A 17171-nucleotide genomic window follows, 5' to 3' on the forward strand; every position below is an offset into this window, starting at 1 on the left:
TTATGAAAAAATTTACCAGTAATTATGAGGACTATCTAAAAAAATAATGAAGAAATGATTAATAATAAAATTTTGTTACCTTTTTTATTTAATCCGTATTCTCAGTTTTTATTTAACTCAAAAATTTTAAAATAAATATTTGTAATTGCTAAAAAAATGACAAAAAAATATTTTTTTATTCAAAGGTAAGAGTAACGAGCTTACATCTCTATATCAGCCAGAAATCTTACAAAATAGATACTTCATCAGTAAATTTGATGATTTTATGTTAGGCTCTTGCTCCATTGCTGAGAAAACGTCCAAATTCCGGGCCTGGCAATGGTTTTTCCTTTCTGCTGTAGAGATGAATATAAATTCTATATTCGGACACTCACTTTTTGATGTTCTATAGCTTCACTGCTCTGTCTATTTTAGAGCCTTAATCTGTCACCAATGATTTAACTTTCAAAAACAAAAGGTGACCCGCTTAAGGAGTATGTATGTTTCAGTTCACTAGTACAGCAACTGTACTATTGATGGTGCTTTTCTATGGCATCACCTTTCTACTATCGTTACGCATTAAACAGAAAAATGAAAATGTCGATGGCTACATGGTTTCGAATGGCTCCATCGGATTTGGAATGTCTGCTGCCAGTATGACCGCCACCTGGATCTGGGCTGCCTCGTTTTATGCAGCAGCTTCATCCGGATATACATACGGCGTGTCTGGTGCCCTCCACTATGGTTTGTGGGGTGCGCTGATGATTTTATTTATCTATCCCTTTGGCAAGCGCTTTCGTGAACTGGCACCTAATGCACATACTTTGGCAGAAATCATGCATGCCCGGCATGGCAATCAAAGTCAGATGATTCTGGCAGGTTCCAATATTGTGGGTAGCGTGATCAGCCTGATGGTGAACTTTACCGCTGCCGGGGCACTGGTTGAAATTTTATCTCCTTTAAGCTTTATCCATGGCGTGCTGATTACTGGTATCGGTGTACTGTCCTATACCCTCTGGTCGGGGTTCCGTTCCTCAGTCTTTACCGATTTTGGTCAACTGGTGGCAATGATTGTCGCGGCTGTGATCATTATTCCAACCTTATTCTTTACCTTAGGTGGGCCATCCCTGTTTCAAAGCGGAATTCATCACCTGCAACCGGAACAGCTGGATTTTTTCTCTAAAACAGCCTTTTTGGAACAAGGCGCACCATTTTTTGTTGCCGTATTGGCCTATGCGATTGGTAATCAGACCATTGCCCAGCGCCTGTTTGCAGTCCGTGAAGACCTGATCAAACCGAGTTTTATCACTGCAACCATTGGTTATGCTGCAATTGTCATTGGTCTAGGCATGCTTGGATTACTGGCACTATTTGCAGGTATTCAACCCATTGATGGCAACCTGAATAACCTGATTCCACAAATGGCAGCGACTTATCTTTCGCCATTTATGGTCGCGCTGTTATTCATCATGGTGATTGGAGCCCTGTCTTCTACCGCTGACTCGGATCTGTCTGCTCTGTCTGCGATTGTCATGACGGACATTTATGGCAAACAGATTGCGAAAAACCGCCCTGATCCAAAGAAAATGCTATTTATTGGCCGTATGACCATGATCGTTGCCACCATGCTTGGAATTTTGATTGCCACCTTGAAATTTGACATTTTGTCGATGCTGATTTTTGTGGGTGCGCTTTGGGGCTCTATTGTGTTCCCGGTGATTGTCAGCCTGTATTGGGACAAGGTGAATGCCCGGGCCTTTAACTGGTCAGTGGGCCTGGCATTTTTAAGCTTTCTGATTGTACGTTTTGAATGGCTTCCGATTCAGGGATTGATCGCACTTGGCTTTGAACTCGTTGCGACCCTGGGGATTGGTGTAGTGCTGGGTCTGATGACCTTTGGTTTCTTTGGCAAGAAAGTGGGTCTGGTCGTTGGCATATTGGCCAGTATTGGCTTCATGCCATGGACCATCGGCTTTTTGCGCGAATATGGCACTTTATTAAGCTCACTGACAGCGTATGGCAGTAGTGCGCTGGTATGTACTGTGTTGACGCTACTCTACAGTAAAGAACGATTTGATTTTAAACAAATCAACAAGATGGTGATTGAATTTCACCAGCTATCTGAGAAAAGTAAATAAGGAGAGTTCAGATGACAAGTCAATTATTGACCCTATATGTACTTTTTTGGCCATTGGTGGCAAGCCTGGTCTTGTTCACGATTTGCCTGAATGTCTATAAAGACACACAACAGGCCAAGAAGAATGGTAAAGAGCTAATCTGATTCTTTACCCTATAAAAAAGCAGGTTCAATAGCCTGCTTTTTTATTGTTCATTTGATAATTTCGATTTTTAATTCTCAGTCTTTTACAGCTGGCTAAAATAACCATATGCAGCATGACAATTCATGTCGCACTGCCCTAGTCCCCGAACCAGTTTTTTGGCATGATGCAAACAGTTAATAACTGAATAATGATAAATGACTCAAATGCGTTGGTTAGAACTGCTCTCGACAGTTCGGATTGGTAGTAAAAAGCAAAAAACTGAACTGGCACGCAGCCCGTTCCATAAAGACTATGACCGTATTATTTTTTCACACAGTTTCCGTCAGTTAAACCGCAAAACCCAGGTCCATCCCCTGACTCAGCATGACGGGATTCATACCCGTTTGACCCATTCGCTTGAGGTCTCCTGTATTGGCCGTTCATTGGGTATGCTGGCTGCCGAAAAAATCAAAGATAATTTACCTGCCTGGATTTCTCCGGCTGATGTCGGTGCCATCATTCAGGCCGCCTGTCTGGCACATGATATTGGTAATCCGCCTTTTGGCCATGCCGGCGAATATGCCATTCGGGAATGGTTTGACGATGCATCACATACCGACTTCTTAAAAAACCTGAGTCCCGAACAGGAAGCCGATGTCCGTCAGTTTGAAGGTAATGCCCAGGGCCTGCGTCTTCTGACCAAGATTGACTATCATCCTAATGACGGCGGTATGCGTCTGACCTATGCCACTCTGGGTGCTTATCTCAAATATCCGTGGCTCTCGCAAACCATTGACCCGACCGGCAACACGCCAGCCAGCCGTCGTCCGAAATTCGGCTGCTACCAGTCTGAAAAAGAGGTTTTGCAGGAAATTGCTGAACATCTGGGCCTGATCCAGCTAGGTGACTATCATTATTGCCGTCATCCCCTGACCTATCTTTTAGAAGCTGCGGATGATATCTGCTATGCCCTGATTGATCTGGAAGATGGTATCAGCCTGAATATGCTCAGCTATGCGGAAGTTGAACCAGTCTTTCTGAACTTGCTGGGTGATTATGGCACGCCTGAAGAAATCAATATGCCTTATACCACCTGGCAACAAAAAATTGCCGCGCTGCGTGGCCGGGTGATGAAACGTCTGGTAGAAGAAGTTACTACAGCATTTGCACGACATCAGCAGGAAATTCTGATGGGCCAATTACAAAGCTCATTGCTGGGTTATTGTAGTGCTGATATTGAAATGGGTATTAACCGGGCCAAAGAACTGGCGCGAGACAAAATCTTTGAACATCCGCAAAAAGCAGGTCTGGAAATTATCGCGCATCAAAGTCTGCAGACGATTCTGGATGCCTTTATTCCATTGAGCACGCCACAGAAGACATTGAGTTTTAAGGAACAACGTTTAATGGCTATTTTAAAACGCTCAGGTGCATATTTTGCAGATGATCACTATGCCAATATCATGCAGGTGCTGGATATCGTCTCCAAGTTTTCTGATCACCAGGCCTATAATCTGGCGCAGGAACTGCATGGCAATAAAGCCGGGTTACTCTAATGCGAACGAGCGCCTGATGATAATCTCAGCAAAATCACTGCTTTTAACTGATAGAGTTTTGCCTTTATCGAAAATGCTGACTACTATGCCTGTATTAAATATGAGTATGTATAAAAAATGATTGGATGCCTGATTGGGGAAGTGCTGGCACTGGAAGCACCGACTGTTTTATTAAATGTAAACGGGGTAGGTTATGAGATTGACACCCCTTTAACCACTTTCTGCCAGTTGCAAAAAGGCCAGAAAATTACCCTGTGGACCCATCTTGCTGTTCGTGAAGATGCCCAGTTACTTTATGGCTTTATCAATGCGCAGGAAAAAACCATTTTCCGTACCTTATTAAAGGTGAACGGCGTTGGTCCGAAAATGGCGCTTGGTATCCTTTCCACTTTAAGTGTGGAAATGCTGATCCACACCGTTGAACATGAAGATATCAATACTCTGGTCAAGGTTCCGGGGGTGGGTAAAAAGACTGCAGAACGCCTGATGATTGAATTGCGTGACCGCTTTAAAGCCATGGCTTCAGGTGCTGCACCAAGTAATTCAACTGCACCACAGATTCAGTTTATGGGCAATTCAGCCGTGGCTGAAGCGGAAGCTGCATTACAGTCCTTGGGCTATAAACCTGCTGAAGCACAAAAACTGGTGAATGCTGCCAAAGGTGAATTTACTGAAGCCAGCGATATTATCCGCGCTGCATTAAAGTCGATGAATAAATAAATCGTAGACCGCCATCAACCCGAATTTGATAAATGTATGGCGACAAGGATGTCGCCCGTTGAACTGGGGTGTAGGACACACCTTCAGTTCAACAAAAGATTTTTGTTACTTTTGATCTTTCAAAAGTAAAACAACGCCTACACAATGGCAGCTAAACACAAATCATTATTTGAGGCTGTTTCCGCAGCATCAAACAGCTTCAATAAAGAGATTAAGTTAATAGATATGCAAGACCGTCTCATCAGTGGTTCTGAAAAACCCGAAGATCATTTTGATCGTGCCATCCGCCCGACATCCCTCGATGACTACATCGGTCAGCCAGTGGTCCGTGAGCAGATGGAAATTTTTATTGGCGCAGCCCGTGGCCGTGAAGAAGCTCTCGATCACACGCTGATCTTTGGCCCGCCAGGTCTGGGTAAAACGACATTGGCCAATATTATTGCCCGTGAAATGGGGGGCAATCTCAAGTCAACCTCTGGCCCGGTACTAGAACGTGCCGGTGATTTAGCAGCCATGCTAACGAATCTGGAAGAAGGCGATGTCCTGTTTATTGACGAGATTCACCGTCTTTCACCGGTCATTGAAGAAATCCTGTATCCGGCGATGGAAGATTATCAACTCGACATCATGATTGGTGAAGGCCCGGCTGCCCGTTCGATTAAACTGGATTTACCGCCATTTACCTTGGTAGCTGCAACTACACGTGCCGGTTTATTGACTTCACCACTGCGTGACCGTTTTGGAATCGTGCAACGTTTAGAGTTTTATTCGGTTGAAGATTTAACCCACATTGTCAAACGTTCAGCCAATTTGATGGATGTACCGATGACGGGAGATGGTGCAAAAGAAATTGCCCGTCGTTCACGAGGTACACCACGTATTGCTAACCGTTTATTGCGTCGTGTGCGTGACTATGCTCAGGTCAAAGGTACTGGTGAAATCAATCAGGATATGGCACAACGTGCTTTGGACATGCTCAAAGTCGATAAAGATGGTCTAGATACTTTAGACCGCCGTTATTTATCAATGTTGCTTGAACGTTTTGATGGCGGCCCTGCTGGCGTAGAAGCGCTCGCAGCAGCCATGGCAGAAGATTCTGGTACGTTGGAGGATGTGATTGAACCTTATCTGATTCAGCAAGGTTATGTGATGCGTACTGCACGTGGTCGTATTGCCACCAATATGGCGTATTTGCAGTTTGGGATGACTCCTCCTGAACCGAAGGACAAATGAGAAAAGGGAGATTTATTCTCCCTTTTGTTTTTTTATCTCTTGAATAATTAAATTACTCAATTCTTCTCTAACAGCTTGTAAACTTAAGGAATAAATAGCCAAACTCATATTAAATTTTTCTTTATTTTCAACAGAGTCTCTAATTTCCCATACAGAATTTAATACCCTTTTTAATGCATTTTCTATTTTAGAATGTGAGTCAGTAGAAGGAGAATCAAGAAACAATTCAATTTGATAATGAAATTTAATGATTTGAGTATTAAATTTTATAATTTCCTGAATTAAGTCAACAGTTGAATATGTTTTAAAATTCATTGTGATATCAATATTAAACTGCACTAAATGTGATAAATAGTCAGCTACAATGTTTCTTAACTTATTAGTTTCTTCTACCCTATGAAGATATTCTAGTTCATATTTTTTTAATTCAGCTTGTGATGCAATCAAGCTTTGATTTGAATCTTGGATTATTTTTTCAGAACTTTCTATTTGCTTTACTAATGCATCAAAAGACTGTTTAGTTAAATCAAAACTTTTCCGTCCATACCAAATAGCGATAAATGTTGCAGAAATTCCTAAAATTATAGCGACAATCATCGCTATAATAAAAGACCAAATTGCGGTTGTATCTGTCGAATGAGTGAGATTAAGTTCCATTTTCTTATTTAGATTTTCGAGAATACTTGTAGTTTGTACTAAAGGCTGTTGTGGTACTGCCCACGGCAGTTGAATCATCACCTCATTATTATTTTCCTGTGTCAAATCTTCCCCCCAATATTTAACTCAAATCTATAAGCATCGCATTCTAAACATTTTCAAGGTATCAAAAATTAAAAAGCCAACTGACCATGTCTAATCAGTTGGTAAAAGCACAAAATAAAAAAACTAAATAAAAAAAATTACTTCTCTTCTTTCTTAAACTCCTTAAAATCCGCCTTGCGAATCATGGCATGAATACCTTTGGTTTTATCGACCACTTGTGATACTTCAAAGTCAGTGGCAGCACTTAAGTAGGCATAGGCAATTTCTTCAGAAATGCCATATTCATTGACCAGAAAACGAATCGCTTCACGGGTAGATTTACGCATAGCTTCATCTAAATCTTCATCCAGACCCGGTGTGATCCAGAATTCAGCATTTTCAGCCAGCGGCTGTTTAATCTCTGCACCCGGAATTTTGTCTTTTCCAGATTTAAGCAAAGTGAATTTTAAAGTCGCACGTGCTGATCCTTCCAAGGCAGTTAAAGCCACCTCGCCATCGCCTTGTACAAAGTGACTATCGCCTGTATAGAATAAAGCACCTGGCACTTGTACAGGATAATAAGCCGTTGCGCCTGCTCCTAATTCATTGATGTCGATATTTCCGCCATAAAATGATGGTGGCACAGAATGCACAGGCTCACTGGTATTCGGTGCAACGCCCATCGTGCCCATAAACGGATTCAGCGGGAAACGTATCGCTTTGCCAGATTCAGTTTTTAAAACGCCTTCCCATACGCCATCCGCATTTTTCTCAATTGGGGTAAAAATGGACACGTTGCCATAAGTCTCCGGATTGGTTGGAGATGCATGCTCATGTTTCTGACGTTTCGGGAATTCGGGTAAGGTCCCTTTGCCATGACGGTTTGAAATCACGCCATAAGGCACACGCGGTTCAACTTTTAGAATCTCCACCTTTAGAATATCGCCCGGCATTGCCCCTTCTACATAGACAGGCCCGGTAATAATGTGTGGCCCATCTTTATGGAAATCATGTTTTAATGTGGAATTCGTGATCAGCTTGGCTTCATCTAAAACATGCTCAGGCTTGACACCTTTTGAGGTGAAATATTTCTCTGCATTGCGGCCCTGATCTTCTAGCAGCCCTTCATGGGAAACCGTATCGAAAGTAACTGTGCTACCTGAAGGGACAGTCAAAACAGGTTTTGCATCTTTATTTGGCAGATAACCCCACGTAATCGTATTCAAGGTACTCGGCACATAATAATGACCTTTATATTCACCACTTTTGAGTAATGTCGGTTTATTTTCCAGCTGTTTCAGTATTTTAAAGTCTTCAGCCCATATGCTTGTCGAAATAAAACTTAAGCTTGAAGCCACTGCCAGAGATAAAGCCAAAGGTTTTAACATGTGTTCAATTTCCGTCATAAAAAATATTACGGAAGAGTGAATGCAATCTAAGTGCCAAAATTATTTTAAGAGGTTTAAAAAAAATCTTCACTTCATCCAGGCTATAGATATAAATGGAATCATTTTTTCTTTTTCCTAATCATTTTTCATGTGGTTATTTTTATCATTCTCATACCTTATAAATATAAAAAATTAATATAGATACATATTTTTACAATGTAAAAGAGAAAATAAAGCTCTTTGAGAACAGTTATTAACATTCAGAATACCTTTAAAGTATCAAAAAATACTTAGAGGGTTTTGGTGGAATTTAGATCAGTATGCCATCCTAAAGAATCACTTTAACCGTTTAAAATTCTTAAGGTTCTCCCGAAGTATGAACATGTATAAGCAGATCTCCCTTTGTCTCCCTCTTCTTTTCTGTAGCCAGTTCAGCATGGCCGACTGGATTGATGATTCTGTACAAGCTGCTGAAGCACACACCATCAAATTACGCCAGCATATCCACCAGCATCCTGAACTGGGCAACATGGAATTCAAAACCTCGGAACTGGTCCAAAAAGAATTAAGATCCTACGGTATTGAAGTACGTAAAGGCTATGCCAAAACCGGTGTAATCGGTGTATTAAAAGGTGCAAAACCCGGCCCTGTAATGGCCTTACGCGCAGATATGGATGCATTGCCAATCAAGGAAACTGCACCAGTGTCTTTTGCAAGCAAACAAAAAGCCATTTATCAAGGCAAAGAAACCTATGTGATGCATGCCTGTGGTCATGATGCACATACTGCAATGTTATTGGGTGCAGCCAAAGTGCTGGCGGCCAATAAAGATAAAATTGCGGGTACAGTGGTGTTTGTATTCCAGCCGGCTGAAGAAGGTGGTGCAGATATCGATAACTTCACTCATGGAGATCAGATTGGCTCCCGCAAAATGATTGCCGATGGTGCCTTGAACAGTCCGAAACCTGAAGTGATTTTCGGGATGCATGTAATGGCAGGCATGCCAAGTGGCAATATCTTCTACAAAGATGGTGCGATTTTAAATAGTGCCGATCATCTACGTATTCAGGTCAATGGCAGTCAGGTGCATGGTTCCATGCCTTGGGCAGGTAAAGACCCGATTTATGCCTCTGCCCAGATGGTGACCAATTTACAAAGTCTGATCAGCCGTAAAGCTGACCTGACTAAAGGGATGGGTGTGGTGAGTATCGGCAGTATTCAGGGCGGTACCACCGGTAACGTCATTCCAGATCAGGTCAATATGGTCGGTACCATCCGTTCTAATAGTGAAGATGTACGTCAGGGCATTTTAAAAGACTTGCCGAAAATGCTGGAACACAATGCCGCTGCCAATGACGTCAAGGTGAAAGTCGAAATTGCACCTTATGCACCGGTAACCACCAATGATAAAACCTTGACTGAGTTAATGCGCCCGACATTGGCGAGCGTGCATGGTGAAGATAAATTGCATGTTTTAGATAACAATGCCAGCGCCAGTGAAGACTTTGCTTACTATGGCCAGCTTATGCCATCGCTCTTCGTATTTGTCGGTGCCACGCCAGCAGATCAGGATCCGGCAAAAGCCGCACCGAACCACAACCCGAATTTCATTGTCGATGATGCGACCTTGAAAACCGGTGTCGAAAGCCATATCCGTTTTATTCTGGACTATCCAAAAGTGGCTGAGCATGTTCAGGCCAACTGGAAACAGAAAGATAAAAGTTAATCCTCTGCTACAAAAAATGCGCGGCTCAATAGACTCGCGCATTTTAGTATCTGCTGCTGTTTCATAAATGAGCTGTTAATTGCGCTCTACCCTAACTTACCCACTTTCATCCAGATTTGACATCTTGTGCCATTGGTCTCAAAACTCACAATGCTAAACTTTGAGCCGCTAAATTGCTTGACTTTTGGCAGGAATCCGGCAAATTCTAAGCCTCCTCCTGCCTCTAAAAAAACAAGCAAAAATTTCGAAAATCTGCATGGAACATAACTATGGCGAATCACTTTGAATTCAATATCCGCGTTTATATTGAAGATACTGATGCGGGTGGCATTGTCTATCACGCCAATCATATTCGCTATATGGAACGTACCCGTACCGAATGGTTACGTGCCGCTGGAGTGAGCCATTACTGGCATCAGACAGACTACAACTTTGTGGTGCATAAAATTAATGTTAAATACATGCGTCCGATTCTGATGGATGACTTAATTACTGTTACAGCACGTGTTATTTCATGTAAAGCTTCATCATTTGTATTGCAACAAAATATTTATCGTGGTGAAATCATGCTTGCATCAGGTGAGGTTGAGTTGGCATGTATCAGTGCAGAGATGCGACCACGTCGACTCCCGGATGAAATCCGCGAACTAATTCAAAAAGAATTGGAACAAGACTAAAAAAATTTATTGGCACACGTAACAACTATGGCGACTCAGTTAGAATCATCTCTTCAAGTTTCAGATCTTATTTTACAAGCAAGCCCTGTCGTACAACTGGTGATGCTTTCTCTGCTGTTAGCCTCAATATATAGCTGGTATCTGATTGCCAGGCTCTACATGAGTTATAAAAAAGCCCAGGCCGATGATGAACATTTCCAGAAAATCTTCTGGTCTGGTGCTGAACTGAATACTCTGTATAACAATGCACAACTTAATTCTAAACGTACCGGCCTTGAAGATATTTTCTATCAGGGTCTGGGCGAATTCCTAAAACTGAAAAAACGCCATGCGCCAACTGCCCAGTCGATTGAAGGAACAGAGCGTATTCTGCGTGTCGGTTTAAGCCGTGACCAAGGTCATCTGGAACAAGGTCTGGGCGCATTGGCGAGTATTGGTTCGGTCGCGCCTTATGTCGGTCTGTTCGGTACAGTCTGGGGCATTATGAATGCCTTTATTGGCCTGGCAGATGTCGATCAGGTAACGCTAGCCACAGTCGCACCCGGTATTGCAGAAGCACTAATTGCAACGGCGATTGGTCTGTTCGCAGCCATTCCAGCGGTATTGGCTTTCAACCATTTTACGGCCAAAGGTGAAACGGTCTACTCTGACCGTGCGCTGTTTGCCGAAGAAATGGTAGCGCTATTGCAACGTCAGTCTGTGGGCGTAACTCAGGACAAAGACTAATGGCGATTCAAGGTTCAGGACGCTTTCAGCGTATTAAAAAGCCACTGAAAAGTGACATGAATGTAGTGCCGTATATCGATGTCATGCTGGTACTTCTGGTGATCTTCATGGTCACGGCCCCGATGATTACCAGTGGCATCAAGGTCGATTTGCCTCAGGCCAACGGTTTGCCGATCGAATCCAAGGATGCGCCGACAATTGTCACACTCAAAGAAGATGGTTCATATTATCTAGAATATAAAAATCAGGCGACTGGTCCAGTCACACTGGAAGAATTAACCCGTACGCTTGTTGATGCCCAAACCCAGGCACAAAATGAAAACAAGGTGCTGAATGTCGTGATCAATGGCCATAATACCCGTCCTTATGGTGAGGTCATGGCCTTGATGTCGAGCCTGCAAGATGCTGGCCTTTCTCAGGTCGGTTTACTGACCAAACCCCTAGAATAAAGTATGAAAAATTATCAGAAACCGCCCTTTCAAAAAAAAGCAATTGCGATTGGATTTACGCTCGGCATCCATGCAGTGGCTTTGGTGGGCCTGCTTTTTCTAGGGATGAGTAAACCCCCTGAACCACCGAAACAGATTAAAACTATTCTGATCAAGCCAGAGGACCTCAAGCCGGTCACTCGTGAAGAAACTGAATTTGAGGAGACTGCCCATAACAATGTTGCAGAAGAAATCACTCAAACGGCAGAACCCAGTATAGAACCCGCTCCTTTCATTCCAACTACAGCCCCTGCTGTACCTGTGACTCCACCTGCGCCAAAAGTCGATACACAAAAAGCCCAGCAGGAACTGAAAGCCGCAGAGGCAGCACAAGCCAAGGCTGCGCAGCAAGCCGCTGAAGCAGCAAAACGTGCCCAAGCCGCTGAACAGGCCAAACAGGCAGCAGCCAAAGCTAAAGCAGAGGCAGCGCAAAAATCCAAGGCGGAAGCCGAAGCTGCACGCCAAGCTGAACTGGATGCACAGCGCAAAGCCGATGCTGCACAAAAAGCCAAACTGGAAGCAAAGAAAAAAGCCGATTTAGCTGCCAAGCAAAAAGCAGAGGCTGCATCGAAAGCCAAAGCAGAGGCTGAGGCCAAACGTAAAGCAGATGCTGATGCAAAAGCCAAAGCGGACGCAGCCGCTAAAGCTAAAGCAGATGCAGCGGCAAAAGTTAAAGCTGACGCGGCAGCTAAGGCTAAAAATGATGCAGAGGCGAAACGTAAAGCGGACGCTGATGCGAAAGCCAAAGCAGATGCAGCAGCTAAAGCCAAAGCTGACGCGGATGCCAAACGTAAGGCAGAGACTGATGCGAAGGCCAAATCGGATACCGCTGCAAAAGCTAAAGCCGACGCAGACGCTAAACGTAAGGCAGATGCAGAAGCCAAAGCTAAAGCGGATGCCGATGCGCGAGCCAAGGCAGATGCAGAGGCCAAAGCATCCGCTGCCAAACAGGCAGCTGAAGAAGCGGCACAGAAAAAAGCGGAATCGAAACGGATTGCATCCACCGCAAAACGTGATTTTGAAAATAAAATCAAACGTGCTTGGGATACGCCAGTAGGTTCTTCAGGTCAGAAAGCGACTGCTCGTGTCACCCTAAGCGATAGTGGTTCTGTGGTTTCTGTAATTGTGAATTCGAGTGACCCGGACATGAAGGCCAGTGTAGAAGCTGCAGTACGTGCTGCTGCTCCTTATCCAATGCCTTCCGATTCGGATGCCCGCCGTGAAGCACGAAGTTTTACTTCAACCTTTACAGCTCAATAAACTCAATAAAAAAACCAGCCGTCATCAAGAACAGATGTTATGGCTGATTTTTTAAGTTAAACTTCAATTGAAATAGCTTAAACAATATTCACTTTTCACAGTGTCATAACAGTTGAGTGAGAAAGTCTGGGTTTTGTTCGTATCAATTCATGCGATGATGTAGCCCGATCACTTATAGAATAACTCCGTTGATTTGAGTAAATAACGAATGATGGAAAAAACTCGCAAACACCTGCTCTGCCTTGCAGTCCTGACAAGCTTGGGCACAATCATTACTACCCAGTCACAGGCTCAGCTACATCTGGAAATTACCAAAGCGCCGGAAGCTGCGCCGAAAATTGCCATTGTGCCTTTTAGCCAGGACCAGAGTATTTATCCTATTGTAGAAAATGACCTGAATCGTTCTGGCAGATTTACCAGCGCTTCAAAAAATCTGCCTGCTACTGCAGCAATGAATACTCCGAATGCAGAAGCATGGGCAAGCGCAGGTGTTCCCTATGTAGTGACTGGTTCTTCCAAGACCAATCCTGATGGCTCTTTTAGTATTCAGTATCAACTGTATGATGTGGAAAAAAGACAGTATCTGCTTAATGAACTGTTGACTGTGCCGGCTTCGCGCACCCGTCAGGCTGCACATATGATTAGTGATGCCATTTATCAGGCATTAACCGGTATTCCTGGAGATTTTAGCGGTCGGATTGCTTATGTGCTGCGTAACCCGGCAACCCCTGAGGAACGTTATACCCTACAGATTGCCGATACGGATGGTGAACAGCCAAAAACCATTTTGACTTCCCGTGATCCGATTTTGTCACCAGCCTGGACACCGGATGCGAAAAAGATTGCCTATGTATCTTTTGAAACCAAACGTCCAGCTATTTATGTGCAGGATCTGGCGACCGGTCAACGTGAAAAGCTGGCCAGTTTCCGTGGCTTAAACGGCGCACCGAGCTTCTCGCCAGATGGCAAGAGCATGCTGTTTACTGCTTCCATGCACGGCAACCCGGAAATCTACCAGATGAATCTGGAGACACGCCAGTTAAAACGCATGACCAATGACAGCGCCATTGATACCGAAGCGCGTTATTCACCAGATGGCAAATCCTTTATTTTTACGTCAGATCGAGGTGGTTCTCCTCAGATCTACCGTTATGATTTTAATGGTGAAAGTACCAAACGTCTGACGTTCCGCGGTGCCTTCAATGCCCGTGCGACTCTAAGCGCAGATGGCAAGAAACTTGCACTGGTTCATCGCCCCAGTGGCAGTAATTATAAAGTGGCTGTACAGGATATCAGCTCAGGTGTGACCAACATCCTGACTCCGACCAGCCTGGATGAATCACCAAGCTTCTCGCCAAATGGTCAGATGGTGGTCTATGCCACACGCGAAGGTAATCGTGGATTATTATCCATTATGTCGTTAGATGGTCGTTTCCGTATGAATCTGCCAAGCGAAACTGGTGAAGTTCGTGAACCCGCCTGGGCACCAAAATAATAGTTGAATACTTAAAACCGCTTTAACCCATAATCAACTTCATGGAGATGAAGAATGAACAAAGTAAAATTATTTGCATTGCCTTTGCTTGCAGCCGCTGTGGTCATGACAGGTTGCGCCAGCCGTAAACCTGCTGCTGAAGTTCAGACGGGTAATCTGGATACGACCGGTACGACTACGGTTAACACTCAGGGTCTGAGCGAAGATGCAGCATTAAATGCACAAAACCTGGCGGGCGCATCAGCCAAAGGTGTTACTGCAGAAAATAAGGCCTATCTGGCAAAACGTGTGGTTCATTTTGACTATGACAGTAGCGAATTGAGCAATGATGATATTCGTACTTTGCAGGCACATGCCCAGTTCCTGATGGCCAATGCCAATTCACGGGTAGCCTTAACTGGTCATACGGATGAACGTGGTACACGCGAATACAACATGGCACTTGGCGAACGTCGTGCCAAAGCAGTTGAAAGTTTCCTGACCACTTCAGGGGTCAATGCAGGTCAGCTGGAAGCTGTCAGCTATGGTAAAGAAATGCCGATTAACCCGGGCCACGATGAAAACGCGTGGAAAGAAAATCGTCGTGTAGAAATCAATTATGAAGCGGTTCCGCCATTGTTGAAATAAAGAATTGCTTAAACAATAAACTGCTCAATAAAAAAGCACTCAAATGAGTGCTTTTTTATTGAAAGAAATTTTGAAAGTGCAAGGAATAATCTATTCCTTCTCTTCGCCTTCCTCATGAGCTTGCATCGACTCAATCATGTCATGTTTATTGAATTTCTTGTATTCAGGTTTAGATTCGTAACCCTTCCACGCTTCTTTCATCTTGTCTTCAGAAATTTCATCGAGATTAATTGCTTCACTTGGGGTTGGAGTCGCATCAAACTTCAATGTTGTCATCTCTGTGCTCCTATTTTTACTGTTCCATTGCATTCAACATAGCACTTTCCACAGGAGTTGCAAGGGCAAAATCACAACAAATAACCCAGTTTAATTGTCCTTTTCAGACGTTCTCATCTAAAATATAGCCGCATATCGTTTTGATCATTTTTTCCCGATTTTAAGTCTTGGAGTTTCCCCCCTATGTCATACCGCACTTTATCCCAGTTTCTACAACAACAAAGCGGAAACCTCACCCCAGAACTTTCACAAGTTATTGAAACGATTGCAAATACTTGCAAAGATATCGATCAGTTATTGCAAAAAGGTGCTTTGGCTGGTGTATTGGGAAGTGCACAGCATGAAAACGTTCAAGGCGAAGAGCAAAAGAAACTGGATGTCATTTCTAATGATTATCTGATTGATGCCCTGCAGCAACATCCAAATGTGGGCGGTCTAGCCTCAGAAGAACTGGATGAATTCACCCCGGCACAAGAAAATGGCCAGTTTCTGGTATTGTTCGATCCACTAGACGGCTCTAGCAATATCGACATCAATATGTGTGTCGGCACTATTTTCTCGATTCTTCCTGCGAAAAATGCTGTGACTCAGGCAGAAGATTTCATGCAGGCTGGTGTAAACCAAGTGGCTGCCGGTTATGTGCTTTATGGTCCATCTACCATGCTGGCATTAACAGTAGGTGCAGGCGTAGTGTTCTTTACCTTTGATCCTGAAACAAAAGAATTCCTGCTGACTTCTGAAGGTATTCAGGTTGCTGCCGACACCAAAGAATATGCCATCAATGCCTCAAATCAACGTCATTGGGAAGCACCAGTACAGCGTTATATCGATGAATTGTTAGCTGGCAAAACCGGTCCTCGTGAAAAAGACTTCAATATGCGCTGGGTTGCCTGTATGGTGGGCGATATTCACCGTATTCTTTGCCGTAGCGGTATCTTCATGTATCCATATGATCTTAAAGATCCGGCTAAAGCAGGCCGTCTGCGTTTAATGTATGAAGCCAACCCAATGAGTATGTTGATGGAACAGGCTGGCGGTGCATCGACTACAGGTCGCGTACGTATTCTTGAGATCGAACCGACTGATTTACATCAGCGTGTTCCTGTGATCATTGGTTCTAAAAACGAAGTTGATCTTGTGACCAGCTACCACAACTAATTTTTTATAGCGGCGGCCGATATTGAATCGGCTGCCGTGGATTATATCTCCCATGGCAACTTTTTTTCTTGACTCTAAAGACAACCCGAAGATTAAACACTTACGTGGTTTGATTGAACAGAATACCTATCGTAAAAAACAGGGCCAGACTGTCCTGGAAGGCACACATCTGTCTCTCGCCTGGCTGCATGAAAACCGTAAAATTGATTCGATTTTCACCACTGAACAAGCCCTTTCCCACCCAGATTTCGAGAAAATTCTTGCAAAATATACAGGTACAGTCTTTGTTCTGGGCGAATCCTTGTACAAAGATTTAAGTACTTTAGGAACATCATTGGCCTGTTTGGCTGTGGTGACTCTACCCACAGCAAACTACGCTCTTGATTTCAAGGCAGATACCTTGATTCTGGAAAATGTACAGGATCCAGGAAATGTTGGAACTCTGCTTCGTTCTGCAGCAGCAGCCGGTATTGAACAGATTGTTTGTACCAAAGGCTCTGCGTCTCTCTGGTCTCCAAGAGTCTTACGTGCCGGCATGGGTGCGCACTTCACACTGCAAACTTTTGAAAATATTGCCCTCGAACAAATTCTTGAGCAATTTCAGATCCCGGTTTATGTAACCAGCTCACATCGCGCTGAAAGCCTGTATTCAAAAGACTTACGTAAACCTTGTGTGTGGATCCTGGGTAATGAAGGTCAAGGTGTATCGGATTATGCCATGCAGCATGCTGAAGCTGTGACGATTCCGCAACCAGGGGGCCAGGAATCGCTTAATGTCGCTGTTGCAGGTTCGATCTGCTTCTTTGAAATGGTTCGTCAACGTATCTAATTAGGGATTTAGGTTACAGTGTTTTAATACG

Annotated in this window: 17 protein-coding genes; 14 read left to right on the top strand and 3 right to left on the bottom strand. The window is 43.8% G+C overall.

All coding sequences use genetic code 11. The features are described from left to right. Nucleotides 1-479 precede the first annotated feature (479 nt). From AY607_RS13425 to ruvB, 5 genes are all read left to right on the top strand, one after another. Nucleotides 480-2117: a sodium:solute symporter family transporter gene (locus AY607_RS13425; RefSeq protein ID WP_064102800.1), complete on the top strand. Its 1638-nt coding sequence runs from the start codon at nucleotides 480-482 to the stop codon at nucleotides 2115-2117. Nucleotides 2118-2128: 11 nt separating this feature from the next. Continuing rightward, nucleotides 2129-2260: a putative transporter small subunit gene (locus AY607_RS15250; protein ID WP_212839209.1), complete on the top strand. Its 132-nt coding sequence runs from the start codon at nucleotides 2129-2131 to the stop codon at nucleotides 2258-2260. A 195-nt stretch (nucleotides 2261-2455) separates the two neighbouring features. Then, the gene (locus AY607_RS13430; protein WP_064102801.1) at nucleotides 2456-3796 is read left to right on the top strand and encodes a deoxyguanosinetriphosphate triphosphohydrolase; all 1341 of its coding nucleotides are present in this window, start codon (nucleotides 2456-2458) and stop codon (nucleotides 3794-3796) included. Nucleotides 3797-3913: 117 nt separating this feature from the next. Further along, nucleotides 3914-4516: a Holliday junction branch migration protein RuvA gene (gene ruvA / locus AY607_RS13435; protein ID WP_004731726.1), complete on the top strand. Its 603-nt coding sequence runs from the start codon at nucleotides 3914-3916 to the stop codon at nucleotides 4514-4516. Between the two features lie 225 nt (nucleotides 4517-4741). Continuing rightward, nucleotides 4742-5749 (top strand): Holliday junction branch migration DNA helicase RuvB, encoded by a 1008-nt coding sequence (ruvB, locus tag AY607_RS13440; protein WP_064096247.1) that lies wholly within the window; start codon nucleotides 4742-4744, stop codon nucleotides 5747-5749. Between the two features lie 12 nt (nucleotides 5750-5761). On the opposite strand, the gene AY607_RS15120 is transcribed toward ruvB, so the two are convergent. Together AY607_RS15120 and AY607_RS13450 are read right to left on the bottom strand one after the other, a co-directional pair. Further along, on the bottom strand, nucleotides 5762-6511 hold the full coding sequence (locus tag AY607_RS15120) for a hypothetical protein (RefSeq protein ID WP_064096248.1): 750 nt from the start codon (nucleotides 6509-6511) through the stop codon (nucleotides 5762-5764). A 137-nt stretch (nucleotides 6512-6648) separates the two neighbouring features. Beyond that, complete coding sequence (locus AY607_RS13450; RefSeq protein WP_064102864.1) at nucleotides 6649-7878, bottom strand: acetamidase/formamidase family protein; 1230 nt, start codon at nucleotides 7876-7878, stop codon at nucleotides 6649-6651. A gap of 382 nt (nucleotides 7879-8260) precedes the next feature. Here AY607_RS13450 and AY607_RS13455 point away from each other — a divergent pair, with 382 nt between their 5' ends. The 7 genes from AY607_RS13455 to pal all read left to right on the top strand — a co-directional run bounded on the left by AY607_RS13455 (nucleotide 8261) and on the right by pal (nucleotide 14877). Next, the gene (locus tag AY607_RS13455) at nucleotides 8261-9604 is read left to right on the top strand and encodes an amidohydrolase (protein ID WP_171255313.1); all 1344 of its coding nucleotides are present in this window, start codon (nucleotides 8261-8263) and stop codon (nucleotides 9602-9604) included. A 269-nt stretch (nucleotides 9605-9873) separates the two neighbouring features. Then, entirely contained in the window at nucleotides 9874-10281 is a 408-nt protein-coding gene (gene ybgC / locus AY607_RS13460) for a tol-pal system-associated acyl-CoA thioesterase (RefSeq protein ID WP_004645668.1), read from the top strand. A 27-nt stretch (nucleotides 10282-10308) separates the two neighbouring features. Then, entirely contained in the window at nucleotides 10309-11007 is a 699-nt protein-coding gene (gene tolQ, locus AY607_RS13465) for a protein TolQ (RefSeq protein WP_004645669.1), read from the top strand. Further along, on the top strand, nucleotides 11007-11456 hold the full coding sequence (gene tolR / locus AY607_RS13470; RefSeq protein WP_064096250.1) for a protein TolR: 450 nt from the start codon (nucleotides 11007-11009) through the stop codon (nucleotides 11454-11456). Before tolQ ends, tolR begins: the two co-directional genes overlap by 1 nt. Nucleotides 11457-11459: 3 nt before the next feature. Next, nucleotides 11460-12755 (top strand): cell envelope integrity protein TolA, encoded by a 1296-nt coding sequence (gene tolA / locus AY607_RS13475; protein ID WP_064102803.1) that lies wholly within the window; start codon nucleotides 11460-11462, stop codon nucleotides 12753-12755. 211 nt (nucleotides 12756-12966) lie between these two features. Next, complete coding sequence (gene tolB, locus AY607_RS13480; protein WP_171255315.1) at nucleotides 12967-14250, top strand: Tol-Pal system beta propeller repeat protein TolB; 1284 nt, start codon at nucleotides 12967-12969, stop codon at nucleotides 14248-14250. Between the two features lie 54 nt (nucleotides 14251-14304). Further along, nucleotides 14305-14877 carry a peptidoglycan-associated lipoprotein Pal gene (pal, locus tag AY607_RS13485; protein WP_064096253.1) on the top strand — a complete coding sequence of 191 codons (573 nt, stop codon included), beginning with the start codon at nucleotides 14305-14307 and terminating at the stop codon, nucleotides 14875-14877. Nucleotides 14878-14967: 90 nt separating this feature from the next. On the opposite strand, the gene AY607_RS13490 is transcribed toward pal, so the two are convergent. Further along, nucleotides 14968-15153 (bottom strand): NF038105 family protein, encoded by a 186-nt coding sequence (locus AY607_RS13490; RefSeq protein WP_064096254.1) that lies wholly within the window; start codon nucleotides 15151-15153, stop codon nucleotides 14968-14970. A 183-nt stretch (nucleotides 15154-15336) separates the two neighbouring features. On the opposite strand from AY607_RS13490, the gene AY607_RS13495 reads away from it, so the two are divergent. Continuing rightward, entirely contained in the window at nucleotides 15337-16311 is a 975-nt protein-coding gene (locus tag AY607_RS13495) for a class 1 fructose-bisphosphatase (RefSeq protein WP_064096255.1), read from the top strand. A 52-nt stretch (nucleotides 16312-16363) separates the two neighbouring features. Next, nucleotides 16364-17140 carry a TrmH family RNA methyltransferase gene (locus AY607_RS13500; protein ID WP_064102805.1) on the top strand — a complete coding sequence of 259 codons (777 nt, stop codon included), beginning with the start codon at nucleotides 16364-16366 and terminating at the stop codon, nucleotides 17138-17140. Nucleotides 17141-17171 lie beyond the last annotated feature (31 nt).

It is taken from the genome of Acinetobacter sp. SFA, from assembly GCF_001647535.1.
Classification (GTDB): Bacteria; Pseudomonadota; Gammaproteobacteria; order Pseudomonadales; family Moraxellaceae; genus Acinetobacter; species Acinetobacter pecorum.

Excerpts from the sequence above, each read along its gene's own strand:
- AY607_RS13425 (WP_064102800.1), top strand. The coding sequence starts at position 480 with ATGTTTCAGTTCACTAGTACAGCAACTGTACTATTGATGGTGCTTTTC.
- AY607_RS15250 (WP_212839209.1), top strand. The coding sequence starts at position 2,129 with ATGACAAGTCAATTATTGACCCTATATGTACTTTTTTGGCCATTGGTG.
- AY607_RS13430 (WP_064102801.1), top strand. The coding sequence starts at position 2,456 with ATGACTCAAATGCGTTGGTTAGAACTGCTCTCGACAGTTCGGATTGGT.
- ruvA (WP_004731726.1), top strand. The coding sequence starts at position 3,914 with ATGATTGGATGCCTGATTGGGGAAGTGCTGGCACTGGAAGCACCGACT.
- ruvB (WP_064096247.1), top strand. The coding sequence starts at position 4,742 with ATGCAAGACCGTCTCATCAGTGGTTCTGAAAAACCCGAAGATCATTTT.
- AY607_RS13450 (WP_064102864.1), bottom strand. The coding sequence starts at position 7,878 with ATGTTAAAACCTTTGGCTTTATCTCTGGCAGTGGCTTCAAGCTTAAGT.
- AY607_RS13455 (WP_171255313.1), top strand. The coding sequence starts at position 8,261 with ATGTATAAGCAGATCTCCCTTTGTCTCCCTCTTCTTTTCTGTAGCCAG.
- ybgC (WP_004645668.1), top strand. The coding sequence starts at position 9,874 with ATGGCGAATCACTTTGAATTCAATATCCGCGTTTATATTGAAGATACT.
- tolQ (WP_004645669.1), top strand. The coding sequence starts at position 10,309 with ATGGCGACTCAGTTAGAATCATCTCTTCAAGTTTCAGATCTTATTTTA.
- tolR (WP_064096250.1), top strand. The coding sequence starts at position 11,007 with ATGGCGATTCAAGGTTCAGGACGCTTTCAGCGTATTAAAAAGCCACTG.
- tolA (WP_064102803.1), top strand. The coding sequence starts at position 11,460 with ATGAAAAATTATCAGAAACCGCCCTTTCAAAAAAAAGCAATTGCGATT.
- tolB (WP_171255315.1), top strand. The coding sequence starts at position 12,967 with ATGGAAAAAACTCGCAAACACCTGCTCTGCCTTGCAGTCCTGACAAGC.
- pal (WP_064096253.1), top strand. The coding sequence starts at position 14,305 with ATGAACAAAGTAAAATTATTTGCATTGCCTTTGCTTGCAGCCGCTGTG.
- AY607_RS13490 (WP_064096254.1), bottom strand. The coding sequence starts at position 15,153 with ATGACAACATTGAAGTTTGATGCGACTCCAACCCCAAGTGAAGCAATT.
- AY607_RS13495 (WP_064096255.1), top strand. The coding sequence starts at position 15,337 with ATGTCATACCGCACTTTATCCCAGTTTCTACAACAACAAAGCGGAAAC.
- AY607_RS13500 (WP_064102805.1), top strand. The coding sequence starts at position 16,364 with ATGGCAACTTTTTTTCTTGACTCTAAAGACAACCCGAAGATTAAACAC.